Annotated in this window: 11 protein-coding genes and 1 other annotated feature; all 11 genes read left to right on the top strand. The window is 49.5% G+C overall.

The genetic code is table 11. The features are described 5' to 3' along the window. Positions 1-59: 59 nt before the first annotated feature. The 11 genes from hppD to ACKA06_RS01485 all read left to right on the top strand — a co-directional run bounded on the left by hppD (position 60) and on the right by ACKA06_RS01485 (position 13732). On the top strand, positions 60-1175 hold the full coding sequence (gene hppD / locus ACKA06_RS01535; RefSeq protein WP_032085540.1) for a 4-hydroxyphenylpyruvate dioxygenase: 1116 nt from the start codon (positions 60-62) through the stop codon (positions 1173-1175). Between the two features lie 190 nt (positions 1176-1365). After that, entirely contained in the window at positions 1366-2475 is a 1110-nt protein-coding gene (hisC, locus tag ACKA06_RS01530) for a histidinol-phosphate transaminase (RefSeq protein ID WP_411158888.1), read from the top strand. After that, complete coding sequence (locus tag ACKA06_RS01525; RefSeq protein ID WP_032085542.1) at positions 2476-3087, top strand: flavin reductase family protein; 612 nt, start codon at positions 2476-2478, stop codon at positions 3085-3087. It begins immediately after the preceding gene. A 6-nt stretch (positions 3088-3093) separates the two neighbouring features. Further along, complete coding sequence (locus ACKA06_RS01520; RefSeq protein WP_197670020.1) at positions 3094-4077, top strand: fumarylacetoacetate hydrolase family protein; 984 nt, start codon at positions 3094-3096, stop codon at positions 4075-4077. Then, positions 4025-5170, top strand: a complete 1146-nt coding sequence (locus ACKA06_RS01515; protein ID WP_411158887.1) for a homogentisate 1,2-dioxygenase — start codon at positions 4025-4027, stop codon at positions 5168-5170. The genes ACKA06_RS01520 and ACKA06_RS01515 overlap by 53 nt, the downstream gene beginning before the upstream one ends. A 744-nt stretch (positions 5171-5914) precedes the next feature. Next, on the top strand, positions 5915-6814 hold the full coding sequence (ilvE, locus tag ACKA06_RS01510) for a branched-chain-amino-acid transaminase (RefSeq protein ID WP_032085546.1): 900 nt from the start codon (positions 5915-5917) through the stop codon (positions 6812-6814). Between the two features lie 15 nt (positions 6815-6829). Next, positions 6830-8497 (top strand): dihydroxy-acid dehydratase, encoded by a 1668-nt coding sequence (gene ilvD / locus ACKA06_RS01505; RefSeq protein ID WP_058299040.1) that lies wholly within the window; start codon positions 6830-6832, stop codon positions 8495-8497. Position 8498: 1 nt separating this feature from the next. Then, positions 8499-8760 (top strand) — a binding site (T-box leader). Between the two features lie 101 nt (positions 8761-8861). Continuing rightward, the gene (gene ilvB / locus ACKA06_RS01500; protein ID WP_197670022.1) at positions 8862-10583 is read left to right on the top strand and encodes an acetolactate synthase large subunit; all 1722 of its coding nucleotides are present in this window, start codon (positions 8862-8864) and stop codon (positions 10581-10583) included. Continuing rightward, positions 10580-11101, top strand: a complete 522-nt coding sequence (gene ilvN / locus ACKA06_RS01495; RefSeq protein ID WP_032085549.1) for an acetolactate synthase small subunit — start codon at positions 10580-10582, stop codon at positions 11099-11101. The genes ilvB and ilvN overlap by 4 nt, the downstream gene beginning before the upstream one ends. Before the next feature lie 56 nt (positions 11102-11157). Beyond that, positions 11158-12192, top strand: coding sequence for a ketol-acid reductoisomerase (gene ilvC, locus ACKA06_RS01490; RefSeq protein ID WP_032085550.1), 1035 nt, complete (start codon positions 11158-11160; stop codon positions 12190-12192). Then, a complete protein-coding gene (locus ACKA06_RS01485; RefSeq protein WP_411158886.1) occupies positions 12179-13732 on the top strand; it encodes a 2-isopropylmalate synthase in 1554 nt (517 codons plus the stop codon). Before ilvC ends, ACKA06_RS01485 begins: the two co-directional genes overlap by 14 nt. Positions 13733-13804 lie beyond the last annotated feature (72 nt).

Here is a 13804-nt window from a genome sequence, read left to right as displayed (position 1 = left end):
TGCGTGTAATTATTTACGATATATTCAGAAAATATAAAAAGTTATCTGGAGGGATCAGTATGCAAGAGAATGCGGCGAAGAAAAAAGAAAAAGTGGAAGAACTATTTCCGGTAAGGGATGTTGACTATCTGGAGTATTATGCGGGAAATGCAAAGCAGACCGCCCACTTCTTCTGTACGGCATATGGATTTAAAACAGTGGCTTACTCGGGCCTTGAAACAGGCAACCGGGACACGGTGTCCTATGTACTGCAGCAAAATAAGGTGCGCCTGGTGATCACAGGAAGTCTGCACGAAGGAAGCCGTGTCTCACAGTTCATCCATAAGCATGGGGATGGAATCAAGGATATCGCTCTTATGGTGGATGATGTTGAAAAGGCTTACACCGGGGCTGTGGAACGAGGGGCAATCGAAATCATGCCGCCGTCCACACTTGAAGATGATGAAGGAACATTGAAAAAAGCCGTGATCGGTACATATGGTGACACGGTCCACACGCTGATCGAGCGCAAGGATTACAAAGGGATCTTCATGCCGGGCTTTGAAAAATATGATTCGGCACTGAACAATGAAGATACCGGAATCATCGCGGTCGACCACGTTGTCGGCAACGTCGAAAGAATGGAAGAATGGGTCGAGTACTATGAGAAAGTGATGGGCTTCAAGGAAATGCGTCACTTCACGAATGAAGATATCACGACCGAGTATTCCGCCCTCATGTCCAAGGTCATGCATAACGGGGGAAGAATCAAGTTCCCAATCAACGAACCGGCGGAAGGGAAACGTAAATCCCAGATTGAGGAATATCTTGAGTTCTACGGCGGACCTGGTGTCCAGCACATTGCGATACTCACAGAAGATATCGTGAAAACAGTCGGTAAATTAAAAGAAAACGGAGTAGAATTCCTTAACACTCCGGACTCTTATTATGAAATGCTTTCAGAGCGTGTAGGCGAAATCGATGAAGAAATTTCAAAGATCAAAGAACTAAATATTCTGGTTGACCGCGATGATGAAGGGTATCTCCTTCAAATCTTCACCAAGCCGATCGTCGACCGTCCGACACTGTTCATCGAAGTCATCCAGCGTAAAGGGGCAAGGGGCTTCGGGGAAGGAAACTTCAAGGCACTTTTCGAATCCATCGAACGCGAGCAGGAACGCCGCGGAAATTTATAAACCATATTAATAGATACAGATAAATAAAGAAAGATAGAGAGATATTGGGGTCAAAGGGACCGGTCAAGGGGGGTTAACCCGTAAAGAGGGGAGCTGATTCCGGCTGAATAGGTGCTTATTCAGTGCGGGGGAAGCTTTTTACTTGAAACGGGTCGGCCCCCTTCATCCATGAGGAAAGCGGGGGACATGCATGGCACTTAAATTTAAAACAAGAGAAGCGGTAACGCATATCGCTCCCTATGTGCTGGGAAAGACATTGGCAGATCTGCAGAAAGAGCATGGATTGAGCAAAATCAGGAAGCTCTCGGAAAATGAGAATATTTATGGCTGCTCACCGAATGTGAAGAAATGGTTCAAGGAACAGGACGGGGATCTTTTTCTCTACCCGGACGGGGCAGCCATTGAACTATCAAATAAAGTTGCAGCGTTCCTTGGTGTGGAGAAAGAAAAGCTGGTGTTCGGGAATGGGTCGGATGAAGTAATCCGGCTGCTGACAAGGGCATATATGTCCTGCGGGGACGAAGCCGTCATGGCCGATGTGACCTTTCCGAGGTATCAGACGAATGTATTCCTTGAAGGAGGCTCACCTGTCATCGTCCCTTTGGTTGATGGCACGCATGACCTGAAAGCCATGGCCCGGGCGGTCACTCCAAAGACAAAGCTCATCTTTGTATGCAATCCCAACAATCCCACAGGAACCATCGTCGGAAAAAAAGAGCTGCTGGCATTTCTCGTAAGCATCCCGTCGCACATTTTGGTGGTCGTGGACGAAGCATACATGGAGTACGTGACGACCGATGACTACCTCGAAACATTACCATTATTGTCTCAGTTTGATAATTTGATTGTCCTGAGGACCTTTTCAAAAATTTACGGCCTTGCCGGGCTGCGGGTCGGGTTCGGCGTGATGAACGAGGAAATTGCCGAGCAGCTGAGAAAAGTAAAGGATGTATTCAACGTGAACATGATCGCCCAGAGATCTGCGGTCATCGCGCTCGAGGATCAATCTTTCATACGTGAATGCACCCACAAAAATCAAGTTGGCCGTGAATACTTAGAAAAAGAGTTTCACCGTTTGGGAGTAAGCTATTTTCCATCACAGGCAAACTTCATCATGGTGGACACCGGACTGAACGGTGATCATGTTTCCTCCGAACTTGTGAAAAGAGGGATCGTCGTCCGCTCCGGGACCCTGCTCGGATATCCGACGACCGTGCGCGTCACGATCGGCACCGAGGAAGACAATAGACTGTTTGTTTTTTCACTGGAACAAATTTTAAATGCGAAAGGAGGAGAGTGAATGGATCTCAAACCACACACCCTTCCCTGGCAGGACGCGTATAAATTAATGATCGGCAGTATTTTGCCGCGGCCGATTGCTTTCGTCTCCACCCTCGACGCTGACGGGAGGGCGAATCTTGCTCCTTTCAGTTTCTTCACGGCCATTTCCGCGGAGCCGATGCTCGTCTGCTTTTCCCCGATGAGAAAGGGGAAAGACGGGGGCAAAAAAGATACGCTCTGGAATATCGAAGAGACGAATGAATTTGTCATCAATATCGTAAGTGAAGAGTTCGTCGAGGAAATGAATAACTGTGCGATTGAATTCGACCGCGGAATCGACGAGTTTGAACAAACAGGCTTAACAAAGAAGGAATCGGTCACCGTCAGGCCGCCAGGAGTTGCAGAAAGCAAGGTGCAGCTTGAATGCACCCTGCATCAGGTCCTTCACTTCGGGGATCAGCCCGGTGCAGGGAGCCTTGTGATCGGCAAGGTGGAATGCGTGAGGATCGACGATGACCTTTATTATGACGGGAAGATCGATTCACAGAAATTAAAGCCTGTCGGCAGGCTTGCCGGCCAATCGTATACGAAACCGCTGGCGGATTCGTTTGAAATGATCAGGAAAAGGTGATCCTCAATGAAACTAGTAAGTTTTCAAAAGGAAAATGAAGTCAGGACCGGCCTTATTCAACATGACCTTGTGATAGATTTGTACGAAGCAACTGACGGGAAGCTGCCGAAGGACATCCTTGCCTTGATCGGACGCGGGGGCGGGGCTCTGGAAACGATCGCTGACCTCGGACCTTTTTCCCAAGGCGGCAAAGGGGTTATTTTATTGGAGGATGCCACGCTGAAAGCTCCGATCCCAATACCGGTCAGCATCCGCGATTTTTATGCATTCGAGGAGCATGTCAGAACCGCCCGCAGGAAAAGGGGGCTCGATGTCGTGCCCGAGTGGTATGACGTCCCAGTATTCTACTTTACGAATCATCTGGCGGTGAAAGGACCGGACGAAGCGGTCGCAGGGCCGGCAGAGTGTGAATGGCTCGATTATGAACTGGAGATCGCATGCGTCATCGGGAAAGAAGGCAGGAATATTGCAAAGGAAGATGCCGAAGACCATATATTCGGCTACTTTATCATGAACGACTGGAGTGCCAGGGACATCCAGAAGCATGAAATGAAAGTCGGACTAGGGCCGGCCAAAGGGAAGGATTTCGCCACATCCTTCGGTCCTTATCTTGTGACAAAGGATGAATTGGAAACCCGCAGGTCGGGGGACCGGTTTGATATGAAAATGACGGCGAAAGTAAACGGGAAGCTCCTTTCCGAGGGGAATTTCAAAGATATTCACTACACGTTTGCCGACATGATTGAAAGGGCGTCAAAAGATGTCACGCTTTATCCAGGTGAAGTCATCGGCTCGGGGACGGTCGGGACCGGCTGCATCCTTGAACTCGGGACGGAAACCCACCGCTGGCTGAGAGCGGGGGATGAAGTCGAATTGGAAATTGAAGGACTCGGCGTGCTGCGAAACACTGTCGCAGGCACGAGGGAGGAGGAAAAAGATGTATTACCGCAAAATGGGGAAAATACCACACAAACGTCACACCATGTTTAAAAAGGACGACGGCACCCTTTTCAGGGAGCAGGTCATGGGGACAAAAGGATTCTCCGGCACGCAGTCGATCCTGTATCATCATCACCTGCCGACTTCCGTCACAAAGACGGAATATCTCGGCAGCTATAGACCTGAGTTTGAAGAAGACGGTGCAGTGCGCCACCGCCACTTCATGACGGACGGGGTGGAGAAGAAAGGTGATGCACTAAAAAGCAGGGAATACCTGCTTGGAAATTCGGATCTCCTGATCGGGACGGCGTATGTCACAGAAGGAATGAAGAACTTTTACCGTAATGGAGACGGCGATGAGGTTTTGTATATCCATTTCGGAACAGGGAAAGTCGAAACGATGTTCGGGACAATCACGTACGGAGAAGGAGATTATGTCGTGATCCCGATCGGCACGATTTACCGGGTGGTCCCTGATGAAGACACAAAAATGCTGATTGTCGAATCCTTCAGCCAAATCACCACGCCGCGGCGCTACCGGAATGAATACGGCCAGCTCCTCGAACACAGCCCGTTCTGCGAAAGGGATCTGCGCGGACCGGAGAGACTCGAAACCTTTGAGGAAAAGGGCGAATTCGAAGTCATCCTGAAATCACGCGGCGCCCTTCATTCACACATTCTGGATCACCATCCGTTCGATGTGGTCGGCTGGGACGGCTACTTATATCCGTGGGTCTTCAACATCGGGGACTTCGAACCGATCACCGGGCGCGTCCATCAGCCGCCTCCGGTCCACCAGACATTCGAAGGCCATAATTTCGTCGTGTGCTCTTTTGTGCCGAGATTATATGACTATCATCCGGAAGCGATCCCTGCCCCGTACAACCACAGCAACGTAAACAGCGATGAACTCTTGTATTATGTGGAAGGGAACTTCATGAGCCGGAAAGGGATCAAGAAAGGGTCGATCACCCTCCACCCAAGCGGAATCCCGCACGGCCCGCACCCCGGAACAACCGAAGCAAGCATTGGCAAAAAAGAAACACTAGAACTCGCCGTCATGATCGACACGTTCAAACCACTAAAAATCGTCAAACAGGCAAAAAATGTCGAAGACGAAAAATACATGTTCACTTGGACATAACCAAAAAACCAATTTAAAGTGCCTGACGCACTTTAAATTGGTTTTTTATTTAGAGGGATTTTAATTTCAAAGAGGGTGAACGTTAGGATGCCGATTAAGTGAGAGAAAATAATTATTATAAATATTATTTTGATTAGATCTTGGTGTGGACCGTTCCAGCAGATGATTGGAGTGCAGGACGAAGACTCCTGCGGGAGAAGTGGCCAATGTGAGACCCCGCAGGCGAAGCCGAGGAGGCTCACGGGTCACCCGCGGAAAGCGAAGTCCTGCACGGAAATCATCTGCGGTATTCAAAGGTCATTATCAATTAAACAATTAAACTGAGAATCACCTAAATCCTTATTCATAGGCCCATCCTCCTTCTACAAAAAAATGACCATCAAACCTTGTCGAATTCCCCCAAACCCGCGCCAAACAAATGAATCACCACTCATTAAAAAAATTCCAAAAAAATTTAAACCAAACAAACATGATTAGGACAAAGATGTAAGCGGTTACCATAAATCAGATAAATCTAAATAGTCTAAAAATTTATAAAAATACTGTTGACCTTCCCGGGAAACGGGCGTAATATTGTCCTCAATATAAAAATTCGAGCCGCAGCAAACCGGTCATCGGCCGCTCCATGAACGCAGCCGAGACCACTGGAAAATGGCTCATAAGCAGCACCGGATTTAAGCTGCAAAACATACAAATCTATCAACCTATACAAAAACAAATACTCCCGCGAAAGGAATGATGAACATGAACGAACAATGGATCTACTTAGACGGTCAATACGTTAAAAAAGAAGACGCAGTCGTATCAGTTTACGACCATGGTTTTCTTTATGGAGATGGAGTGTTCGAAGGGATTCGGATGTACGATGGTAACGTATTCCGCCTTGAAGAACATGTTGACCGCCTCTATGACTCAGCAAAAGCCATCATGCTCGACATTGAAGTGTCGAAAGAAGAGATGTGCGACATTATCGTAGATACATTGAAGAAAAACCAACTGGAGAATGCATACATCAGAGTAGTCATTTCCCGCGGAGTAGGAAATCTTGGTCTTGATCCATTTTCCTGCAAGCGGCCGCAGCTGATCGTCATCGCAGAACAGCTGGCCCTTTTCCCGAAAGAATTATATGAATCAGGCATCGAAATCGTATCCGTCGCAAGCCGCCGGAATCGTGCCGATGTGCTTTCACCGAAAGTAAAATCACTGAACTACTTAAATAATATCCTGGTTAAGATCGAAGCAAACCTTGCTGGTGTGAGCGAAGCGCTCATGATGAACGACCAGGGGTATGTAGCTGAGGGATCTGCCGACAACATCTTCATCGTGAAAAAAGGAAAGATCCTTACGCCGCCGGGATACGTTGGCGCACTGGAAGGGATCACACGGAACGCGATCATCGAACTCGCTGAAAAATCAGGTTTCGATATCAAGGAAGATGTATTTACCCGTCATGATGTCTATACAGCGGATGAAGTATTCCTGACCGGAACAGCGGCGGAAGTCATCGCAGTAGTGAAAGTGGACGGCCGCGTCATCGGAGACGGTAAACCGGGATCCTATACAAAGCAATTATTGCAGGAATTCAGAAACACTGTCACGCAGGATGGAAGAAAAGTTTACAAACAAAATGCTCAAGTCGGATAAGTTGGAGGTGATGACGTGCGAAGTGACATGATCAAAAAAGGAATCGACCGTGCCCCTCACCGCAGTTTGCTATATGCAACAGGGGTCAAACTTGAAGATATGGAAAAACCATTCATCGGGGTGTGCAACTCCTACATCGATATCATTCCGGGGCATATGCACCTGAACGGTTTTGCCCAGGTGGTGAAAGAAGCCATTCGTGAAGCAGGCGGAATTCCATTCGAGTTCAATACAATCGGAGTAGACGATGGGATCGCGATGGGACATATCGGGATGAGGTATTCACTTCCAAGCCGTGAACTCATCGCGGATTCAGCGGAGACCGTCATCAACGCCCACTGGTTCGACGGAGTCTTCTACATCCCGAACTGTGACAAAATCACTCCCGGGATGCTGATGGCATCAGTCAGGACGAATGTACCTTCCGTGTTTGTATCGGGAGGACCGATGGAAGCGGGAGTATCGAGTGATGGAGATCCTTTATCACTTGTATCTGTCTTTGAAGGCGTCGGTGCCCACCAGTCAGGCAGAATGACAGCCGAACAGCTCCTCGACATCGAACAGAATGCCTGTCCTACATGCGGTTCCTGCTCGGGGATGTTCACAGCGAATTCGATGAACTCCCTGATGGAAATGCTCGGCATGGCGCCTCCAGGGAACGGGACGATCGTCGCCACTTCCGCAGACCGTCACAGGCTGATCAAGGATGCAGCCAAACATCTGGTGGAAATGGTCAAGAAAGACATCAAGCCGCGTGACATCATCACGGAAGAAACGATCGACGATGCATTCGCACTCGATATGGCGATGGGCGGATCAACCAATACCGTCCTTCATACCCTGGCGATCGCAAATGAAGCGGAAATCGATTACGACATCAACCGTATCAATAAGGTGGCCGAACGCGTCCCTTATTTATCTAAAATAAGCCCGGCATCCGACTACTCCATGCAGGATGTCCACAATGCCGGCGGAGTCAGCGCCATCATCAAGGAACTATGCGAAATGGGTGCTGTACATAAAGAGAGGATCACGGTCACAGGAAAATCTCTTTATGAAAATGTAAAAGAAGCGCACATTCAAAACGACGATGTGATCAGGAGCAAGGAAAACGCCCACAGCCCGGTCGGGGGATTATCGGTCCTCTTCGGAAACATCGCCCCTGATGGAGGGGTCATTAAAGTCGGAGCGGTCGATCCTTCGATCAAGACATTCATGGGAGAAGCAATCGTTTATGAATCCCAGGATGAAGCACTCGCTGGAATCGAAAGCGGGGAAGTGAAGGAAGGCCATGTCGTCGTCATCCGGTACGAAGGACCAAAAGGCGGTCCGGGGATGCCTGAGATGCTCGCCCCGACAGCAGCGATTGCCGGCAGGGGACTCGAAAAGAAAGTGGCGCTCATGACAGACGGAAGGTTTTCCGGGGCATCGCGGGGAATTTCCATCGGCCATGTTTCTCCGGAAGCGGCTGAAGGCGGCCCAATCGGCGTCATTGAAAACGGGGACGCCATCCTTATCGACTTAACGAACCGGACCATCTCACTCATGGTCTCCGAAGAAGAACTGAAATTCAGGCAGCAGGAATGGGTCCAGCCGCCTCCGAAAATCAGAAAAGGTTATCTCGCAAGATACGCAAAGCTGGTTACATCCGCAAGCACAGGCGGCATCTTGAAAACCGAATAGATTGAAAGCGTTGAAGAGGTTAAAGGATCGGGACTTGTATTTCCAGAGAGCTGGTGGTGCTGCAAACCAGTAATACATCCGATACCGACATCCCCTCTGAGTATCGTTCTGAAACATCGGAGTAGGAACGATCGAGTAGCTGTTACTCGTTACAAAAACAAAGGCTGATGCCAATAAAGTCAGCCTGCTGAGGGAGACGGCCCCGTGCCGTCTCTGAACTAGGGTGGTACCGTGGAAAGGAACAAAGCCTTTTCACCCCTGCGAAAGATCAAATTCTGACGTAGTGGGTGGAAGGGCTTTTTTATATGGAAAATCAATAAACTATCGGCTGATAGAAATCATTTTTTGAGGAGGAGATGAAAAAATGAGAGCTAAGCTAGAGGCAGAACCGGTTTCGCACACAGAGACAGAAAAAGCCAACGGTGCTGACATGCTCATGAAGGCGTTAAAAGAGGAACAAGTGGAAATTCTGTTTGGGTACCCGGGTGGAGCGGTCCTGCCAATCTATGATGCTCTGTACAAAGCCCCGATCAAACACGTTCTCGCCAGGCACGAGCAGGGAGCCATCCATGCTGCAGAAGGGTATGCGAGGGTTTCGGGAAAACCAGGGGTCGTCATCGCGACTTCAGGTCCCGGTGCAACAAATCTCGTAACCGGGATCGCAGATGCCATGATGGACTCACTGCCGCTCGTCATCTTCACCGGCCAGGTTGCGTCAGGCGTGATCGGGACCGATGCCTTCCAGGAAGCGGATGTTGTCGGGATCACGATGCCGATCACGAAACATAATTACCAGGTCCGGGACATCAAGGATTTACCGAGGGTCGTAAAGGAGGCTTTCCATATTGCCTCGACAGGGCGGCCGGGTCCGGTCCTCGTCGATATTCCAAAGGATCTGACTGTTCAGGATGCCCCGCAAGTGAAAGACGTGGAAATGGATCTGCCCGGTTATCAGCCGAATTTTTATCCTAACCCGCTGCAGATCAGGAAGCTTGTGGATGCAATCAAAGTATCGAAAAGACCGGTGATCCTAGCTGGGGCGGGCGTCCTGCACGGCAAAGCGTCAGAAGAATTAAAAAACTTTGCCGAAAGTTACGACCTTCCGGTTATCCATACCCTTCTCGGGTTGGGCGGCTTTCCGGCAGATCATCCGTTATTTTTAGGGATGGCAGGGATGCACGGCTGTTACACAAGTAATATGGCACTTTATGAATGCGACCTTTTAATTAATATCGGCGCCAGATTCGATGACAGGCTGACCGGGAATCTTGCCACCTTTGCACCGAAAGCAAAAGTGGTCCATATCGATATCGACCCGGCTGAAATCGGAAAGAACGTGACAACGCATATCCCGATTGTGGCCGATTCCAAACAGGCTCTCTTGAAAATACTTGAACATCAGCCGGCAAGGGGAGATACAGAAGACTGGCACCGCCATCTTCAGGCATACAAACTTGAGAATCCTTTCTGGTATACGAAGACGAATGATGTCCTGTCCCCTCAGCTTCTGATCGAGCAGGTATACGAAATGACAAACGGGGAAGCGATCGTCACCACAGATGTCGGTCAGCATCAAATGTGGGCAGCTCAGTACTACTCATTCAAAAAGCCGAATAACTGGGTCACTTCCGGAGGACTCGGAACGATGGGGTTCGGTTTCCCGGCGGCAATCGGCGCTCAGCTTGCGAATCCTTCAAGCAAGGTCGTAGCATTCGTCGGGGACGGCGGCTTCCAGATGACACTGCAGGAACTGGTCCTCTTAAATGAACTCAATCTTCCTGTCAAAGTCGTCCTGCTGAACAACAGTACGCTGGGAATGGTGAGGCAGTGGCAGGAAACCTTCTATGAAGAAAGGTACTCACAATCACTCTTTTCCCTGCAGCCCGATTTTGTAAAACTGGCCGAATCATACGGGATCAAAGGTTATCGCGTGAAAACACAGGAAGAAGCCGAAACGGTTTTAAAAGAGGCGCTGACCAGTGACGAACCGGTCCTCATCGACTGCCTGGTGAATCCGAAGGAAAACGTCTATCCGATGGTCGCCCCAGGCAAAGGAATCCACGAAATGTTAGGGGTGAAACCATGAAGCGGATTGTAACTGCGCTCGTTCATAACCGCAGCGGCGTACTGAATCGTGTGACTGGATTATTCACGAAGCGCCAGTTCAACATCGAAAGCATTTCGGTCGGCTACACCGAAGTGGAAGGCATTTCACGGATGACATTCGTCGTTAACGTGGAAGACGACCGCAAAATCGAACAGCTGATGAAACAGCTTCACAAACAAATCGACGTATTAAAGGTGACGGACATCACGGACCAGGGAGTGGTGGCCCGTGAACTCGCACTTATCAAAGTGCTGAGCACAGGCCAGACAAGGTCCGAGATCAACGGGATCGTCGAACCATTTAGGGCATCGATCATTGATGTGGCCAGGGACAGCGTCACCGTCCAGGTTACCGGTGAAACCTCAAAGATCGAAGCCATCATCGACTTATTAAGGCCTTATGGGATCAAGGAAATTGCCCGGACCGGCATCACGGCTTTTGCCAGGGGAAATGGAAAACCGGTGACGGAGCTCAAGCAGTATTCAATCGTGAACTGACGGAAACACCGCTAAACGGCGTGAATTTTATAAAAAAACTGGAGAGGATGAGCGAAATGGTAAAGGTTTATTATAACGGAGATGTGAATGAAGAGGTTTTAAAAGGGAAGAAGGTTGCGGTCGTAGGATACGGTTCCCAAGGTCATGCCCATGCACAGAATTTAAAGGAAAGCGGATTTGATGTAGTTGTCGGTCTGCGCAAAGGGAAATCATGGGATCAAGCAGTGGAAGACGGATTGGATGTTTATTCAGTACGCGAGGCGTGTGAACAGGCGGACGTGATCATGGTCCTTCTCCCGGATGAACATCAGCCTAAGGTGTATGAAGCAGAAATCAAGCCGGCCCTCACAGCCGGAAAAGCACTGGCATTCGCACACGGATTCAACATTCACTTTAGCCAGGTTGTTCCTCCTGAAGACGTCGATGTCTTCCTTGTCGCTCCTAAAGGTCCGGGGCATCTTGTACGGAGAACATTTGAAGAAGGCGCGGGTGTACCTGCACTGTTCGGTGTGTATCAGGATGTATCTGGTCAGGCCCGTGAAGTTGCACTTGCCTACGCAAAAGGAGTCGGGGCAGGACGCGCCGGGATTCTTGAAACCTCATTCCAGGAAGAAACGGAAACGGATCTATTCGGTGAACAGGCGGTACTTTGCGGAGGGCTTACTTCCCTCGTAAAGGCAGGGTTCGAAACGCTCGTCGAAGCAGGCTATCAGAAAGAAGTTGCATACTTTGAATGTCTGCACGAACTGAAATTGATCGTCGACTTAATGTACGAACAAGGACTTGAAGGCATGCGTTACTCCATCTCCGACACAGCCCAATGGGGAGATTTCGTTTCAGGACCGCGTGTCGTGAACGAAGAAACGAAAGCCCGGATGAAGGAAGTCCTTTCAGACATCCAAACAGGAAAATTTGCAAAAGGCTGGATCCTAGAGAACCAGGCGAACCGTCCGGAATTCAATGCCATCAATCAGCGTGAAAGCAAACACGAACTCGAAGTGGTAGGGAAGGAGCTCCGTAAAATGATGCCATTTGTTCAGCCGAAATCCTCTAAAAAAGAGAAGGAAGTGGTAGCAAGTGCGAACCATTGATATTTTTGACACAACGCTTAGAGACGGGGAACAATCTGCCGGTGTAAACCTGAACACAGTCGAAAAAATAGAAGTGGCAAAGCAGCTCGAACGCCTCGGGGTCGACGTCATTGAAGCCGGGTTTCCTGCAGCTTCAAAAGGTGATTTCGACGCCGTGAAGAGGATCGGTGAAACAATCAAAAACAGCTCTGTGACCGGATTGGCGAGAGCGAGTATACGTGACATCGATGCTGTTTGGGAATCGTTGAAAACGACTGCCGAACCAAGGCTTCACGTCTTTATCGCGACCTCTCCGATCCACATGACCCACAAGCTGAAGATGACGCCTGATCAAGTCATTGAGAAAGCGGTCGAAACGGTGAAATACGCGAAGAAGTTCTTCCCGGTCGTCCAGTGGTCTGCTGAAGATGCCGGCAGGTCGGATTTGAATTTCCTGGTCAAAATCATGGAGAAGGTGATTGATGCAGGTGCATCGGTCATCAACCTACCTGACACGGTCGGATATATGACACCTCAGAAATACGGTGAAATGTTCCGGTTCGTACGCGAGAATGTCCCGAATATCGACGGCGTGAAATTATCCGCCCACTGCCATGACGATCTTGGAATGGCAACGGCGAATTCGCTGGCAGCCATCGAGAATGGAGCCGATCAGATCGAAGGAACGATTAACGGAATCGGTGAACGGGCCGGGAATGCAGCTCTTGAAGAGGTGGCAGTCGCCCTCCTGATCCGCGAAGACTTTTACAGCGCGTCCACCCGTTTAAAGCTCGATGAAATCAAGAAAACGAGCGCACTGGTCAGCAAGCTGACCGGGATGAGGGTACCGGCCAACAAGGCGGTCGTCGGCAACAATGCCTTCGCCCATGAATCCGGGATCCACCAGGACGGCATGCTGAAGGAGAAAACAACGTATGAAATCATTACGCCTGAGCTGATCGGGGTCAATTCCACAAGACTCGTCCTCGGCAAGCACTCAGGGCGTCATGCTTTTAAAAATAAGGCACTTGAACTTGGCTTCGATTTAACAGAAGAGAAGTTAAAAGAAGCATTTGATACCTTTAAAGATTTAGCAGACAAGAAGAAAGAAATCGTCGACGACGACCTGTTCAGCATCCTGACGAACAAGCAAACCGAAATCGGTGAAGGTGTTGGCTTCAAGCTTGAAAGGATGCAGGTACAGTACGGTATGGATAATATCCCGACCGCAACCATCGAGCTCCGTGATGAAAATGGCGACCTGAAGCAGCTCGCATCTACCGGGTCGGGAAGCGTGGAAGCCATCTACAACACAATCGAATCGATGCTTCCATCGCCATCCAGGCTCCTTGACTACAAAATCAACTCAGTCGGCGGAGGCCGGGATGCCCTGGCAGAAGTATATGTCCGCCTTGAATATGACGGAGATAACACAAGCGGCCGCGGCACCGCACAAGATGTCCTTGAAGCATCCGCCCGCGCTTACCTTAACGCAGTGAACCGGATGCTGCAGCAGAAAGCGGCGATGAAGGAGAAAGTGGCAGTGAAGGCCGGGGTATAGATTTTTATTAGTTTTTTGATGATACCTGTCTCAAGGCAGGTACTTTATTCAAAGCAATGGTATGGGAAGATC

The organism is Rossellomorea oryzaecorticis (assembly GCF_045897515.1).
Lineage (GTDB): Bacteria > Bacillota > Bacilli > Bacillales > Bacillaceae_B > Rossellomorea > Rossellomorea enclensis.
The sequence above is the reverse complement of the archived record's forward strand: the minus strand, read 5'-3'. Positions and strand labels throughout refer to the sequence as shown.